The sequence below is a fragment of the Pseudomonas sp. M2(2023) genome (genome assembly GCF_030263955.1).
GTDB lineage: Bacteria > Pseudomonadota > Gammaproteobacteria > Pseudomonadales > Pseudomonadaceae > Aquipseudomonas > Aquipseudomonas asiatica.
Map to the genome: position 1 here is coordinate 2,581,459 of NZ_CP127114.1, position 14,698 is coordinate 2,596,156.

General features: G+C 65.7%; 14 protein-coding genes. 12 read left to right on the forward strand and 2 right to left on the reverse strand.

What is annotated here, in order from left to right:
* The first annotated feature begins 13 nt into the window (after positions 1-13).
* From QN085_RS11900 to QN085_RS11910, 3 genes are all read left to right on the forward strand, one after another.
* Entirely contained in the window at positions 14-1,321 is a 1,308-nt protein-coding gene (locus QN085_RS11900) for an MFS transporter (protein WP_013972442.1), read from the forward strand.
* Positions 1,322-1,548: 227 nt separating this feature from the next.
* Positions 1,549-3,198 (forward strand): VRR-NUC domain-containing protein, encoded by a 1,650-nt coding sequence (locus QN085_RS11905; protein ID WP_041506058.1) that lies wholly within the window; start codon positions 1,549-1,551, stop codon positions 3,196-3,198.
* On the forward strand, positions 3,195-5,456 hold the full coding sequence (locus QN085_RS11910; RefSeq protein ID WP_041506057.1) for an ATP-dependent DNA helicase: 2,262 nt from the start codon (positions 3,195-3,197) through the stop codon (positions 5,454-5,456). Before QN085_RS11905 ends, QN085_RS11910 begins: the two co-directional genes overlap by 4 nt.
* Positions 5,457-5,505: 49 nt before the next feature.
* Here QN085_RS11910 and QN085_RS11915 read toward each other — a convergent pair whose 3' ends face one another.
* A complete protein-coding gene (locus QN085_RS11915) occupies positions 5,506-6,687 on the reverse strand; it encodes an NnrS family protein (protein WP_038409578.1) in 1,182 nt (393 codons plus the stop codon).
* Positions 6,688-6,901: 214 nt separating this feature from the next.
* Between QN085_RS11915 and QN085_RS11920 the strand changes: the two genes are divergently transcribed.
* From QN085_RS11920 to ureG, 9 genes are all read left to right on the forward strand, one after another.
* Entirely contained in the window at positions 6,902-7,816 is a 915-nt protein-coding gene (locus QN085_RS11920) for a site-specific integrase (protein ID WP_015270152.1), read from the forward strand.
* A gap of 393 nt (positions 7,817-8,209) precedes the next feature.
* A complete protein-coding gene (locus QN085_RS11925) occupies positions 8,210-9,043 on the forward strand; it encodes an urease accessory protein UreD (RefSeq protein WP_013972447.1) in 834 nt (277 codons plus the stop codon).
* A gap of 9 nt (positions 9,044-9,052) precedes the next feature.
* On the forward strand, positions 9,053-9,355 hold the full coding sequence (locus QN085_RS11930; RefSeq protein WP_003256923.1) for an urease subunit gamma: 303 nt from the start codon (positions 9,053-9,055) through the stop codon (positions 9,353-9,355).
* A 19-nt stretch (positions 9,356-9,374) separates the two neighbouring features.
* A complete protein-coding gene (locus QN085_RS11935; protein WP_015270155.1) occupies positions 9,375-9,692 on the forward strand; it encodes an urease subunit beta in 318 nt (105 codons plus the stop codon).
* The gene (gene ureC, locus QN085_RS11940; protein ID WP_013972449.1) at positions 9,689-11,392 is read left to right on the forward strand and encodes an urease subunit alpha; all 1,704 of its coding nucleotides are present in this window, start codon (positions 9,689-9,691) and stop codon (positions 11,390-11,392) included. Before QN085_RS11935 ends, ureC begins: the two co-directional genes overlap by 4 nt.
* 10 nt (positions 11,393-11,402) lie before the next feature.
* A complete protein-coding gene (gene ureE / locus QN085_RS11945; protein WP_024087024.1) occupies positions 11,403-11,906 on the forward strand; it encodes an urease accessory protein UreE in 504 nt (167 codons plus the stop codon).
* Positions 11,907-11,923: 17 nt separating this feature from the next.
* Positions 11,924-12,469, forward strand: a complete 546-nt coding sequence (locus tag QN085_RS11950; RefSeq protein WP_023663411.1) for a HupE/UreJ family protein — start codon at positions 11,924-11,926, stop codon at positions 12,467-12,469.
* Positions 12,469-13,143: an urease accessory protein UreF gene (locus tag QN085_RS11955; protein ID WP_013972452.1), complete on the forward strand. Its 675-nt coding sequence runs from the start codon at positions 12,469-12,471 to the stop codon at positions 13,141-13,143. Before QN085_RS11950 ends, QN085_RS11955 begins: the two co-directional genes overlap by 1 nt.
* 11 nt (positions 13,144-13,154) lie before the next feature.
* On the forward strand, positions 13,155-13,778 hold the full coding sequence (gene ureG / locus QN085_RS11960) for an urease accessory protein UreG (protein ID WP_010953755.1): 624 nt from the start codon (positions 13,155-13,157) through the stop codon (positions 13,776-13,778).
* 145 nt (positions 13,779-13,923) lie between these two features.
* Here the strand turns inward: ureG and QN085_RS11965 are convergent, their stop codons facing one another.
* Positions 13,924-14,652 (reverse strand): DUF899 domain-containing protein, encoded by a 729-nt coding sequence (locus tag QN085_RS11965; protein ID WP_023660795.1) that lies wholly within the window; start codon positions 14,650-14,652, stop codon positions 13,924-13,926.
* Positions 14,653-14,698 lie beyond the last annotated feature (46 nt).

Below are 14,698 nucleotides of genomic sequence, written 5' to 3' on the forward strand. Positions count from 1 at the left end.
TCACATGAACCCTATGAAGAAGTACCAACGCATCACCGTCGTGTTCCTGCTGTTGATCGGCATCGTCAACTACCTGGACCGTAGTGCACTGTCGATCGCCAACACCTCGATCCAGAAAGACATGATGATCAGCCCGTCGCAGATGGGCATCCTGTTGTCGGCGTTCTCCATTGCCTATGCCTTTGCCCAGCTGCCGATGGGCATGATCATCGACCGTCTGGGCAGCAAGATCGCCCTCGGCGCTTCGCTGCTGGGCTGGTCGTTGGCCCAGGCAGCGTTCGGCATGGTCAACAGCTTCGCCGGCTTCATGGGCCTGCGGGTGCTGCTGGGGATTGGCGAGGCGCCTATGTTCCCGTCGGCGGCCAAGGCCCTGTCGGAGTGGTTCGATGCCAATGAACGCGGTACCCCGACCGGCGTGGTCTGGTCCTCGACCTGCCTCGGCCCGTGCCTGGCGCCACCCTTGCTGACGCTGTTCATGGTCAACTTCGGCTGGCGCGGCATGTTCATCATCACCGGTGTGATCGGCGTGGTGCTGGCGCTGTGCTGGCTGACCTTCTACAAAAGCAAGGCACGTTACCTGGCGGAGCTTGCTGCCGAGGGCAAGCCGTTGCCGAGTGGGCAGCAGGTGCCTGCAGCCACTGCACATGCGCCGAAGGCCTCGTACTTCGCCGGCTGGCTCGACCTGTTCAAGCACCGCAGTACCTGGGGCGCGGTGCTCGGCTTCATGGGCGTGATCTACATGCTCTGGCTGCACCTGACCTGGCTGCCTGGCTACTTCGAGCGTGAGCACGGCCTGGACCTGTACAAGACTGCCTGGGTAGTGTCGCTGGCCTATGGCTTTGGCGCAGCGGGCACGATCGTTGCCGGGCGCTTCTGCGACTTGCTGGTCAAGCGCGGCATGAGCGTGCTGGCCAGCCGCAAGTTCAGTGTCATCACCGGCCTGGTGCTGGCGGCGCTGTTCACTTTGCCGCTGTCGTTCGTCACCGGCCTGACCGGTTGCATCATCCTGCTGTGCCTGGCGCTGTTCAGCATCAACATGGCCAGTGCCACCGCCTGGATGATCGTCAACACCATCGTCGACAGCCAGCGCGTGGCCTCGTTTGGCTCGATCCAGAACTTCGGCGGCTACATTGCCGGCTCGGTGGCGCCGATCGTCACCGGCTTCAGCATCCAGTATTCGGGCTCGTTCACCACGGCGTTCATGATCAGTGCGGTAGTGGCGCTGTGTTCGGCGGTGGCCTACTTCCTGCTGCTGCAGGCGCCGATTGGCAGTGCCAAGGTCAAGGCGGCGGAGATAATCGGGGCGACGGAACAGGTGTGAATTCCGGGGGGGGCTTTGCGCCCCAATCGCGACGCAAGGCCGCTCCCACAGATATCGCGCTGGTTTCAGCAGCACTGCAATACCTTGTGGGAGCGGCCTTGCGTCGCGATTGGGCTGCAAAGCAGCCCCCAAGCCGGTAGCCGATTGTTGAGCGACCCACGGCACTTGCCAGGCATACTGGTCTGTATGTATAACCAGTATCCATTCCAGCCGCCTGACCCCAGCCCGTGATCGCCCATTCCGTCGACGACCCGTTCTATTACCTGCACAACTTCCGCCAGGTGCTGCTGTGGGTCGAACAGCGCTACGAAGACCTGCTCGACGATCAGGAACTCGCTTTCATCCACACCTTCAGCCAACTGGACGCCCCGGCGCAGGCCCTGATGGTGCGCATGGTCATGCGCAAGGGCGAGCTGTTTCGCAGCGATCGGCTCGACTATGCCGAAATCGGCGATACCGGGCAGGCCCTGCAACCGTTGCTGGCCCTCGGCTGGGTACGGGAGCCCGCGCAACTGGAATTGGAGCAACTGTTCGCCCTGTTGCGCAAGGACGAATTTGCCCGTTGTTTTGCCCCACAGCTGAGCCGCCCTCGCGCCGCCAAGCATGACCTGCTTGCACAGCTGCAACCTCTGGGCCTGCAAGCCCGTTCACTGGTCGAGTGGTTCCCGGACAGCGGCATGCGCATCCTCCATTGGTGCCTGCAACCCTTGTGCGACCGCATGCGCCTGCTGTTCTTCGGCAACCTGTACCAGGACTGGTCGGACTTCGTCCTCGCCGACCTTGGCTTGTTGCGCTACGAACAGGTGCCGTTCAGCCCCGATTCGCGTGCCCTTCAACAACGTGCCGAAGTCGACCTGGCCATGGCCTTGCACAGTTGCGCCGAGCGCCTTGAGCAAGGCGACGACCCGCAGGCGATCCTGGCAGCCATGCAGGGCCTGCACAGCGACAACCCATGGCTGGCCCGGCGCCATGCGCGCCTGCAATTCGCCTTGGGCCAGCAATGCGAGCGTCTGGGCGACTGGGCGCAGGCCATGGCTGTGTACACGCAGTGCAGCCACGCCCAGGCGCGCATCCGCCAGGTGCGGGTGCTGGAGCGCAGCGAGCAGTGGCACCAAGCCCATGCGCTGGCGCTGCAACTGGCCGCGGCACCGGCCAACGCCCTGGAAGTGCAGGCGCTGGAACGCATGTTGCCACGCCTGGCACGCAAGCTCGGTGGCCCGCCACAGCGGCGCCAGCGTGTCGCGCCGCTGGAACTGATCGAGCTGGAGCTGCCCCGGGAACAGGCAGCGCTGGGCGTGGAGGAGGCGGTACGCCAGTACCTGGCCGAAGCCGGTGGGCCGGTGCATTACGTGGAGAACACGCTGTTCAACAGCCTGTTCGGCCTGCTGTGCTGGGAGGCGATCTTCGCCCCGGTGCCTGGCGCCTTCTTCAACCCATTCCAGGCCGCCCCGCAGGACCTGCACGACGGTGATTTCCAGCAACGCCGCAGTGCTCTGTTCGACCGTTGCCTGGGGCGACTCGACGATGGCAGCCATCACAGCGCGATTCTCGACTGCTACACCGCCAAGCAAGGCCTGCAGTCGCCGTTCGTGTTCTGGTCCGTGCTCAGCGAAGAGTTGCTTGAGCAAGCCCTGGCCTGCCTGCCGGCGGCCCATTTGAAACAGTGCTTCCTGCGCCTGCTGCAGGACATCCGAAACAACCGCGCCGGCATGCCCGACCTGATCCAGTTCTGGCCCGAACAGGGCCGCTACCGCATGGTCGAGGTCAAGGGGCCCGGCGACCGCCTGCAGGACAACCAGCTGCGCTGGCTGGAGTTCTGCCGGGCGCACGGTTTGCCTGTCGCGGTGTGCCATGTACGCTGGAGCGAAACGCCTTGAGCTATAGCGTGGCGGTACGGGCCTTGTGCGAGTTCAGCGCCAAGGTAGGCGACCTGGACCTGCGCTTCACCCCATCACCCACCGCTCAGGAGGGGATCGAAGGGCATCGGCGCGTGGTGGCGCGACGCGCCGCGGGCTACGAGTCGGAAATTACCCTCGAAGGCCAGTTCGAAACCCTGAAAGTGCGTGGCCGCGCCGACGGTTACGACCCCACCTGCAACCGCCTGGAAGAGATCAAGACCCACCGTGGCGACCTGTCGCGCCAGCCGGCCAACCATCGCCAGTTGCACTGGGCGCAGGCCAAGGTCTATGGCTGGTTGATGTGCCAGGCTCGGCAACTGCCGGGCATCGAGGTGGCGCTGGTGTACCTGGACGTGGACAGCGATGGCCAGACGCTGATCAGTGAACACTGCACGGCAGCCGAACTGCAGGCCTTCTTCGAAACCCAGTGCCAACGCTTTCTGGCTTGGGCACAAGAGCAGGAGCAGCGCCTGGCCGAGCGTAACCAGGGCCTGCAAGCGCTGGGCTTCCCCTATCCGGCGTTCCGCCAGGGCCAGCGACAACTGGCGGAAACCCTGTACAAGGCCGTGAGTACCGGCCGTTGCCTGATGGCCCAGGCCAGTACCGGAATTGGCAAGACCCTCGGTACCTTGTTCCCCCTGCTCAAGGCCATGGTGCCGCAGCAACTGGACAAGCTGTTCTTTCTCACCGCCAAGACCCCGGGCCGGGCCCTGGCCCTGGATGCCATGCGCCAGATCACCCATGCCACGCCGCAGCCGGCCTTGCGCACGCTGGAGCTGATCGCCCGCGACAAAGCCTGCGAGCACCCCGACAAGGCCTGCCATGGCGAATCCTGCCCCTTGGCCGCAGGCTTCTACGACCGCCTGCCGGCCGCGCGCGCTGCGGCGGCAGCGTTGCCCATGCTTGACCGCGCCCAGCTGCGCGAAGTGGCATTGGCGCACCAGGTATGCCCGTATTACCTGGGCCAGGAGATGGCGCGCTGGGTAGACGTGCTGGTGGCTGATTACAACTACTACTTCGATGCCCATGCCTTGTTGTTCGGCCTGACCCAGGCCAACCAGTGGCGGGTCGCGGTGCTGGTGGATGAGGCGCACAACCTGGTCGAGCGCGGCCGCGGCATGTACAGCGCCAGCCTCGACCAGGGGCAGTTGCAGGCCCTGCGCCAGAGCAAACCGCCTGGGCTGGTTAGTGCGCTGGACCGGCTGAACCGGCAGTGGAACGCCCTCTACAAGGAGCAGCGCGCGCCGTACCAGGCCAGCGAGTCGCTGCCAGATGCTTTGCTGCGTGCCCTGCAGCAATGCATCGGGCTGATCCAGGAACAAATGAACCAGACGCCTGCGCAAATGGACCCGCAGGTGCTGCAGTTCTTCTACCAGGCGTTGCAGTTCAGCCGGGTTGCAGAGCTTTTCGACGAGCACTTCCTGTTCGACATCAGCCAGCGCCAAGGGCCACGCAAGCGGCGGCTGGCCACCCTGTGCCTGCGCAATGTCACCCCGGCGCGCCTGTTGGGCCCACGCATGCAGGCGGCGCGCAGCGTGACGCTGTTCTCTGCAACCCTGAGTCCACGGCGTTTCTACAGCGACCTGCTGGGCATGCCGGCCGATACCGCCTGGCTGGAAGTGGCCGCGCCGTTTCGCGCCGAACAGCTGGAAGTGCGCATCGCCAGCCAGGTATCCACCCGCTACCAGCAACGCCAGGCTTCGTTGGCGCCGATCGTCGAGCTGATTGCCCGGCAGTACGAGCGGATGCCGGGTAATTACCTGGCGTTCTTCAGCAGTTTCGAGTACCTGCAACAGGTGGCCGGGCTGCTGGCCGAGCGACATGCGCAGATACCCATGTGGGTTCAGGAACCAGGCATGGACGAAGCGGCCCGCCAGGGCTTTCTCGATCGCTTTGTAGCGGATGGCCGTGGGGTGGGCTTTGCGGTGCTGGGTGGTGCATTCGGGGAGGGGGTGGACTTGCCGGGCACACGGCTGATCGGCGCGTTTGTCGCCACCCTCGGGCTACCCCAGGTCAACCCGGTCAACGAGCAGTTCAAGCAGCGCCTGGGGCGGCAGTTTGGTGCGGGGTTCGATTACGCCTATCTCTACCCGGGCGTGCGCAAGGTTATCCAGGCGGCAGGCCGGGTCATCCGGGGCGACCAGGACCGTGGCGTTCTGGTCTTGATCGACGAGCGCTTCGCCGAACCCCGAGTGCAGCAGATGTTCCCGGGGTGGTGGCCGGCGCCGGGAGGTTAACGCGGCCCCGGCGATGGGCCGCAAAGCGGCCCCAATCTAGGCATCAAGGCTAGCCCGGCATACCGTCAGCCCGTGGCCGCAGCAGGATGGGCAGGTAGTGGCGCAGGAACAGCAGCAGCGCCAGGCTCCAGCACACCACCGAAAGGCTCACCCCCAGCGGCGTGAACAGCGGCAGCACCACCCGCGCCAGCGTCGCCAGTTGGATCAAGGCAAAGGCCCAGGCAATGCTGGTCGGCACCTGCAGCGGCCTGCCGGTGTGGCCCAGGCTGACCCGTGCCATCATCGCCAGGATCAAGCCGCTCATGGCGCCCACGGTCAGGGCGTGGGTCACCAGGCTCGGGCCCAGCGCCACCCCGGCATGCCACAGCGCCATGCCCAGGCAGGCAATGGCAATCCAGGCATAGGCCAGATGCAGCGACCACAGCAGGGGCACACGCCACAGGCCGCGGTCATGCCACAAGGCCAGGCGGGCTGTATGCAGGGCAAACAAGGTGCCGAACAGCACGGCCAGGCCGATACGCGGCGTATCGGCCAAACCCGAAGCAAAGGCCAGCGGTACCGCCACGCTCAGCAGCAGGCAGGCCCGGTCCAGCCAGGGGCGGGCAGGGGCCGGTGCCATGTTGCCCAGGCCGCGCCGGGTAAAGAACGGGATCACCCGCCCGCCAAGCACGGTCATCATCGCGGCCACCAGCCACAACCCGGCAAACACCCCGCGGCGCTGCCACAATTCGTCCTGGCGCAGCCAGCCGACCAGGGTCAGCCACTGGCAGGCGGCGATCAACAGCACCAGGCCGACGATCGGGTAGTTGTTACGCAAGCGCCGCTGCACGATCGGCCGTGCCAGCGCCAGCCCCACCAGCGGCAGGAAGCTGCCCTCGATCACTACCAGCACGCTGCCCGGTAGTGGCAGGAACCAGCTCACCCGGCCCAGCAGCCAAAGCAGGAACAAGCCCTGTAGCGCGCGCCCGTTCAAGCCTGGGATGCCGCTCCAGTTCTGCACGGCGGTCAGCAGGAAACCCGCGATGATGGCGGCAGCAAAGCCATAGAGCATTTCGTGGCGGTGCCAGGCGAGCATGCCGCCGGGGGGCGTGGGCTCCAGCGCACCGGCCAGTACGCCGCCCCACAACAGCAAGGCGAGCAGCGCAAACAAACTGCCACCCAGGAAGAATGGGCGGAAACCCAGGCCCCAGACGGCCTGGCGTGGGCGTGAATCGATCGGCTGCACAAGCATGGGCTGACCTTCGTTCGTTCAGTGGGCTCAATTGGGGTAAGATCACGATCCGTGCCAGCTCCGAACCCCTTGTATATCAAGGTGATGGCACTTCTCCGGGTCCGAATGACATGTGTATTCCGCTGTTATTTGGACCTGTTTGTATGTCGTATTGACTTGCTTCAGGGTCTGGCCGGTTCGCCGCTGGCCAACGCTTCGCTACAGGATTCACGTTTTGTCCGACCTCTCGAAAAATCCGCTGCTGCAGTACATGGCCCGCCTGGCCCCATCCAGCCAGCAAACCATGCGCTACATCCTTCAGGACGCCGCCGATCGGCTGGGTTTTGTCGACTGCAATATCGTCGATGTGCCCTGGCATCGGCTCGAGCCCGGCCATGTGATCGCCCTGGTGGCGGCGCTGCGTGCGGATGGTTACGCCCCCAACAGCTCGTCGCTGTACGTCAACGCCATTCGCGGTGTGATGAACGAAGCCTGGCGCCAGGGCCTGATCGATCACGAGCAGTTGCTGCGCATTCGCGAAGTCAAGCCGGCCACCGGCAGCCGCCTGCCGCCGGGGCGCAACCTGCGCCGCAGCCTGATTCGCGAGCTGATGGATGTGTGCGCGGCCGACCCACGGCCGCAGGGTGTGCGTGACGCGGCCATCATCGCCTTGCTGTACGGCACCGGCATGCGCAAGTCGGAATCGGTGGACATCGACCTGGACCAGGTCGACTTCGAGGCGCGCAGCCTGCAGGTGCTGGGCAAAGGCAACCGCCAGTTGATCAAGTACGCCCCGCCATGGGCGTTCGAGAAGTTGCAGGCGTGGCTGGACCTGCGCCGCCAGGACTTGCCCGCAGGGGCCGAAGACGACCCGTTCCTGTTCAACCGCATCCGCCGTGGCAGCCATATCACCCGGGCGCGCATCACCAAGCATGCCATTTACTACATCGCCCGCCAGCGTGGTGCGCAGGTGGGCGTGAAGATCATGCCGCACGACTTCCGTCGCGCGTTCATCACCCGGGTGATCGAAGAGCACGACCTGTCCATTGCCCAGAAGCTGGCGCATCACGCCAATATCCAGACCACCGCCATCTATGACCGGCGTGACGACAACGAACGCCGGCGTGCGGTGGACCGCTTCGATTACTGAGGCCTTGTCGCTGTATAAAGGGCTTGCTCTAACCCTGTGGGAGCGGGTTCACCCGCGAACACGGGCGAAGCCCGTGCCATGCACTGGGTTGGATTCTTCGCGGGTAAACCCGCTCCCACAGAGGCCGTGTCGCAGCATCGGGTAATTTTTGCCTTGAGATCCCAGCACCGAAACAGGGCCGAAGCACGCCCCTGCCTTGTGCGCCATCTCCCTCTATGCCCGATGCCAGAGCGGCCATGGCAAATCCTTCATCTTCGTTCACCTGCGGAGTTGGCCCGCAACCTGCTATATCCAGCCTGCGAATTTGATCGAGTGGTCAGGGCGCGCACGCCATAGCCGTGCGTGCCTGCCACTCTAAACGGCCAGCAGGCCACGGATTTCAGGGGCCGCAGGATGTCGCTCGCGGAGCAGATCGAACAACAACACGACGATGCCGGCTGGAGCGCTCACCTGCAGTTGCGCTTCGTCAAACGCGACAAGGTGACCCGCCTTGGTGCGTGGCGGCATTTCGGACCTCTTTTGGTGCAGCGGCCATTCTATCCCGAAGGTGCACCGTGCCATGTCTACGTGCTGCACCCGCCCGGAGGGATCGTCGCTGGCGACCGCCTGGAGCTGGATATCCAGCTGGAGCCGGGCAGCCACGCGCTGCTGACCATGCCCGGCGCCAGCAAGTTCTACCGCAGCATCGGCCCGACCGCGCGGCTGGTCCAGCGTTTTCACCTGGGCGCCGACAGCACCCTGGAGTGGCTGCCGCAGGACAGCATCTTCTTCTCCGGCGCCCGCGCCAGCCTCGACAGCCGTTTCACCCTCGAAACGGGGGCGCGCCTGCTGGCCTGGGAAACCCTGTGCCTGGGGCGCCCGGTGATGAGCGAACGGTTCGATCACGGAGCCCTCGACAGCCGCTTGCACATCGAACTGCCCGACGAAGTGGGCCTGCACGAGCGCCTGCGCGTCGAAGGCGGGCGCCTGAGCAAGCTTGGCGGGCATCCGCTGCTGGCCACCTTCTGCGCCGCACCCGCCGACCAGGCCGTGCTGGATCTGGTGCGCCCGCTGCTCGACGAGATGGCCAACCCGGCCGGCGCGACCCTGCTCGGGTCGTTGCTGGTGATCCGCGTGCTCGACCATGACAACCAACACCTGCAACGCACCCTGCAACGCCTGTGGCATGTGCTGCGCCCGGCCGTCCTCGGCCTGCCGGCCTGCCCGCCGCGTATCTGGGCCACCTGAGAGAGCGCCATGGAGCTGACCCCGAGAGAGAAAGACAAACTGCTGCTGTTCACCGCCGCGCTGCTGGCGGAGCGGCGCCTGGCCCGTGGCCTGAAACTCAACTACCCGGAAGCGGTGGCGTTGATCAGTGCCGCCGTGCTCGAAGGCGCCCGTGATGGCCGCACCGTCGCCGAGCTGATGAGCCTGGGGCGTGAAGTATTGAGCCGCGAGCAGGTAATGCCTGGCATCGCCGAAATGCTCCACGACGTGCAGGTTGAAGCGACCTTCCCGGATGGCACCAAGCTGGTGACCGTGCATGACCCCATCGTTTGAAATTGCCCAGGAGCCCCGCATGATCCCAGGTGAAATCCAGGTCGCCGCCGGCGACATCGAGCTGAACAGCGGCCGCGCGACAGTAAGCGTCAGCGTGGCCAACCATGGCGACCGGCCGGTGCAGGTCGGCTCGCACTACCACTTTTACGAAGTCAACGAGGCGCTGGTGTTCGAGCGCGCGCCTACGCTGGGCTTTCGTCTGGACATCCCCGCGGGTACCGCCGTGCGCTTCGAGCCTGGTCAGGCGCGTACCGTGCAACTGGTGGCATACGCCGGCAAGCGCGAGGTCTACGGCTTCCAGGGCAAGGTGATGGGCGCGCTGGAGGGCAGGGCATGAGCCGCATTTCCCGCCAGGCCTATGCCGACATGTTCGGCCCCACCGTGGGCGACCGCGTGCGCCTGGCCGACACCGCGCTGTGGGTCGAGGTGGAGCACGACTTCACCATCTATGGCGAAGAGGTAAAGTTCGGTGGCGGCAAGGTCATCCGCGATGGCATGGGGCAGGGCCAGATGCTGGCTGCCGAAGCCATGGACCTGGTACTGACCAATGCCCTGATCATCGACCACTGGGGCATTGTCAAGGCCGATATCGGCATCAAGCACGGGCGTATCGCGGTGATCGGCAAGGCTGGCAACCCCGATGTGCAGCCGGGCGTGAACGTGCCAGTGGGCCCCGGCACCGAGGTGATCGCGGCCGAGGGCAAGATCGTCACCGCCGGTGGTGTCGACTCGCACATCCACTTCATCTGCCCGCAGCAGGTGGACGAGGCGCTAAACAGCGGTGTCACCACCTTCATCGGCGGCGGTACCGGGCCAGCCACCGGCACCAACGCCACCACCTGCACGCCCGGCCCCTGGTACCTGGCGCGCATGCTCCAGGCCGCCGACAGCCTGCCGATCAACATCGGCTTGCTGGGCAAGGGCAACGCCTCGCGGCCGGAAGCGCTGCGCGAGCAGATCGCAGCGGGCGCCGTGGGCCTCAAGCTGCACGAAGACTGGGGTTCGACACCAGCAGCCATCGACTGCTGCCTGGGCGTGGCCGAGGAAATGGACATCCAGGTGGCGATCCACACCGACACCCTCAACGAGTCCGGCTGCATCGAAGACACCCTGTCGGCGATCGGCGACCGCACCATCCACACCTTCCACACCGAGGGTGCTGGTGGCGGTCACGCCCCGGACATCATCCGCGCGGCAGGCCAGGCCAACGTGTTGCCTTCCTCGACCAACCCGACCCTGCCGTACACGGTCAACACCGTGGACGAGCACCTGGACATGCTCATGGTTTGCCACCACCTGGACCCGAGCATCGCCGAAGACGTGGCCTTTGCCGAGTCGCGCATCCGCCGCGAAACCATCGCCGCCGAGGACATTCTCCACGACATGGGCGCCTTTGCCATGACTTCGTCCGACTCCCAGGCCATGGGCCGGGTTGGCGAGGTGGTGCTGCGCACCTGGCAGGTGGCCCACCAGATGAAGCTGCGCCGCGGGCCACTGGCGCCGGACACCAGCTACAGCGACAACTTCCGGGTCAAGCGCTACATCGCCAAGTACACCATCAACCCGGCACTGACCCACGGCATCGGCCACGAAGTGGGCTCGGTGGAAGTTGGCAAACTGGCCGACCTGGTGCTGTGGGCGCCGGCGTTCTTTGCGGTCAAGCCGGCCCTGGTGATCAAGGGCGGAATGATCGTCACCGCGCCCATGGGGGACATCAACGGTTCCATCCCCACGCCGCAACCGGTGCATTACCGCCCGATGTTCGGCGCCCTGGGCGCGGCGCGGCATGCCACGCGCATGACCTTCCTGCCCCAGGCGGCGATGGACCGTGGCCTGGCCGAGGAGTTGAACCTGCGCAGCCTGATCGGCGTGGCCCACGGCTGCCGCCGGGTGCGCAAGCCCGACATGGTCCACAACACTTTGCAGCCGCTGATCGAGGTCGATGCGCAGACCTACCAGGTGCGTGCCGACGGTGAACTGCTGGTCTGCGAACCGGCCCGCGAACTGCCGCTGGCCCAGCGTTACTTCCTGTTCTGAAGGAGCACCGATGATTGTCTTGACCCGCCGTATCACCGAGCCCGGCACGCTGGGCGAAACCGGCACCGTTACCCTGGACGTGGACAGCCGCATCAAGAGCCGCCTGCGGGTGACCCTGGATGATGGTCGCGAGGCCGGGCTGATGCTCGAACGCGGCCACCTGCTGCGCGGAGGCGAACTGCTGGCCGATGCCGAGGGCACCCAGCTGATCCGCGTGCTGGCAGCGCCCGAGGCGGTGTCCACGGTGCGTTGCACCGACCCGCACCTGCTGGCCCGCGCCGCCTATCACCTGGGCAACCGCCATGTACCGCTGCAGATCGAACCCGGCCTGTTGCGCTTCCAGCACGACCACGTGCTGGACGACATGTTGCGTGGCCTGGGCCTGACGGTAGAGGCCGAACAGGCACCGTTCGAGCCTGAAGCGGGCGCCTATCAGAGCGCACCGCACAGCCACAGCCATAGCCACACCCACGGCCACGATCACCCGTTCGTGCGCCTGCCTGCCCATTCCTGAACTGCCTGGAGCAACCGATGAAAAAGACTTTCGCCCTGTTTCTGCTGATGCTGGCTCTGCCTGCCTTCGCCCACCCCGGGCACGACGCCAACCCGCTGCAGGACGGCCTGCTGCACCCGCTGACCGGTCTTGACCACCTGCTGATGCTGCTGGGCACCGGTGTGCTCGCCGCGCTGACCCGGCGCAACCTGACGCTACCCCTGGCAACCCTGGCGGCGATGTTTGGCGGCGCGGTGTGCGGCCACCTGTTCGGCGATGTACTGGGTATGGAAACCCTGATCGCCCTGTCGCTGCTGGTGGCTGCGGGTGCAGTGCTGCTGCCCAGCCGCCAGCTGCTGCTGGCAATGGCCATGCCGGTGTTCGCCCTGTTCCATGGCTGGGCCCATGGCGTGGAAGCCACGCCAAGCGCGTTCTGGCAGTTCAGCGCCGGCTTCGTCACGGTCAGCGGCCTGTTGCTGGCGGCCGGCTTTGCGGTCGGTTGCCTGTTGCGCAGGCATAGCGGCCTGCAGAAGGCCTTTGGCGGCGGCCTGCTGGCCGGCGCCGCGCTGGTACTGGCTGGTTGATGGACAGCGACCTGGCGCTGTTGCGCCTGCTGCAGCTGGCCAGCCCTGGCTTGCCGGTGGGTGGCTTCACCTACTCGCAAGGCCTGGAATGGGCGGTCGAGGCGGGCTGGGTACGGGACGTAGATGGTTTCGCTGCCTGGCAGCGCGAGCAGATCGACGACACCCTGGCCTGCCTCGACTGGCCGGTGCTGGCGCGCTTGTACCACGCCTGCCAGGCCGAGGACGCCGAAGCCTTCTGCCACTGGAGCCGCTTTCTGCTGGCCAACCGTGAAACCGCCGAGCTGCGCCTGGAAGAACAGCAGCGCGGCGCGGCGCTGGCACGGCTGCTGGACGGCTGGCAACTGGGCCAGGCGCCGGCCTGGCGGGCCAGCCTCGAACTCACCCAGCTGGGCGGTATGGCCTGGCTGGCTGCGCATTGGGCGATCCCTCTGCGCCAGTTGGCCCTGGGCCATGGTTTTGCCTGGCTGGAGGGCGCGGTAATGGCCGGGGTCAAGCTGGTGCCGTTCGGCCAGCAGGCCGCCCAGACCTTGCTGCGCGACCTGGGGGCAGGGCTGCCCGCGGCCCTCGACCAGGCACTGGGCCTGGGCGATGACCAGCTTGGCGGCGGCCTGCCGTTGCTGGCCATTGCCTCATCGCGACACGAAACCCAATACACCCGTTTGTTCCGTTCCTGAGGACTGCCTGCATGCAAAGCTATCAACAACCCCTGCGCGTCGGTGTCGGCGGCCCGGTCGGCTCCGGCAAGACGGCGCTGCTCGAAGCCTTGTGCAAGGCCATGCGCGACCATTACCAGATCGCAGTGGTCACCAACGATATCTACACCAAGGAAGACCAGCGCATCCTGACCGAAGCCGGGGCCCTCGAGCCGGAGCGCATCGTCGGCGTGGAAACCGGCGGCTGCCCGCACACGGCGATACGTGAAGACGCCTCGATGAACCTGGCGGCGGTCGAAGCACTGGCGCGCAAATTTGGCAACCTCGAGGTGATCTTTGTCGAAAGCGGCGGTGACAACCTGAGTGCCACCTTCAGCCCTGAGCTGGCCGACCTGACTATCTACGTGATCGACGTGGCCGAAGGCGAGAAGATCCCGCGCAAGGGTGGACCAGGGATTACCAAGTCGGACTTCCTGGTGATCAACAAGACCGACCTGGCGCCCTATGTGGGGGCTTCGCTGGAAGTGATGGAGCGCGATACCCAGCGCATGCGCCCGCAGCGGCCATGGACCTTCAGCAACCTGAAGAAGGGCGAGGGGCTGCAGGCGGTGATCGACTTCATCGTCGAGCGCGGGATGCTGGGTGTGCGCGGGTGATGTAACGGGTTGAACGCAGTCTTGACCATGGCGCAATTCCTGTGGGAGCGGGTTTACCCGCGAACACCGGCGCAGCCGGTGCCACCCACCGCGTTGGCTTCTTCGCGGCTAAAGCCGCTCCCACAGGGATATATGTTGCCTCACGTTATGTATGGCAGCAGTGAGGTTTATCCGGCTGCCCGTCATAACGGTCATGGTGCCGCACCCAGTCCATGGTCCCGGCCTCGTTGCGCCCCAGTGGCGCGATGTCGAGGAAGTTGTAGGTGTTGACCAGGATGTCCAGCCCGCGGGCATAGGTCGAGTAGGTGTGGTACACGCTGCCGTCCTGCTCGCGGTAGAACGCACTCAGCCCGGGAAGCTCGCTTTCATCGCCCTCATATGGCTCATAGTTGTACTGCCGCTGGCCCTCGCTGCCGACGCTGACGCCAAAGTCCTCGTTGAAGCCGCTGCCATGTGACGAATACCAGGGGAACTGCCAGCCCATGCGCCGCCGGAATGCCTGGAACTCGGCATACGGCGCACGCGACACCGCCACCAGCGACACGTCGTGATGGGCCAGGTGCAGGTTGGCGCCGTCAAAGTGGTCGGCCAGGAATGAGCAGCCGTGGCAACCTTCGCTCCAGCCTTCGGCGAACATGAAGTGGTAAACCAGCAGTTGGCTGCGGCCTGCGAACAGGTCGGCCAGGCTCAGTTCGCCGTCCGGTCCCTGGAAGCGATAGTCGTGCTCCACCTTGACCCAGGGCAGGGCGCGACGGGCTGCGGACAGCGCGTCGCGGTGGTGGGTGAAGGCCTTTTCGTGCAGCCACAGCTGCCGGCGGGCCGCCAGCCACTGGCTGCGGGAAACCACCGGGTGCCTGCTTTCGCTCGTGCTCATGGTGTTATCTCCACATTGGGGGGATTCACACACTAGTCGAGCACGG

What these genes read in the sequence shown, in the direction of transcription:
- QN085_RS11915 (WP_038409578.1), bottom strand. Translation starts at nt 6,687, where the DNA reads ATGCTTGTGCAGCCGATCGATTCACGCCCACGCCAGGCCGTCTGGGGC.
- QN085_RS11955 (WP_013972452.1), top strand. Translation starts at nt 12,469, where the DNA reads ATGGACAGCGACCTGGCGCTGTTGCGCCTGCTGCAGCTGGCCAGCCCT.
- QN085_RS11935 (WP_015270155.1), top strand. Translation starts at nt 9,375, where the DNA reads ATGATCCCAGGTGAAATCCAGGTCGCCGCCGGCGACATCGAGCTGAAC.
- QN085_RS11930 (WP_003256923.1), top strand. Translation starts at nt 9,053, where the DNA reads ATGGAGCTGACCCCGAGAGAGAAAGACAAACTGCTGCTGTTCACCGCC.
- QN085_RS11950 (WP_023663411.1), top strand. Translation starts at nt 11,924, where the DNA reads ATGAAAAAGACTTTCGCCCTGTTTCTGCTGATGCTGGCTCTGCCTGCC.
- QN085_RS11965 (WP_023660795.1), bottom strand. Translation starts at nt 14,652, where the DNA reads ATGAGCACGAGCGAAAGCAGGCACCCGGTGGTTTCCCGCAGCCAGTGG.
- ureG (WP_010953755.1), top strand. Translation starts at nt 13,155, where the DNA reads ATGCAAAGCTATCAACAACCCCTGCGCGTCGGTGTCGGCGGCCCGGTC.
- QN085_RS11925 (WP_013972447.1), top strand. Translation starts at nt 8,210, where the DNA reads ATGTCGCTCGCGGAGCAGATCGAACAACAACACGACGATGCCGGCTGG.
- QN085_RS11900 (WP_013972442.1), top strand. Translation starts at nt 14, where the DNA reads ATGAAGAAGTACCAACGCATCACCGTCGTGTTCCTGCTGTTGATCGGC.
- ureE (WP_024087024.1), top strand. Translation starts at nt 11,403, where the DNA reads ATGATTGTCTTGACCCGCCGTATCACCGAGCCCGGCACGCTGGGCGAA.
- ureC (WP_013972449.1), top strand. Translation starts at nt 9,689, where the DNA reads ATGAGCCGCATTTCCCGCCAGGCCTATGCCGACATGTTCGGCCCCACC.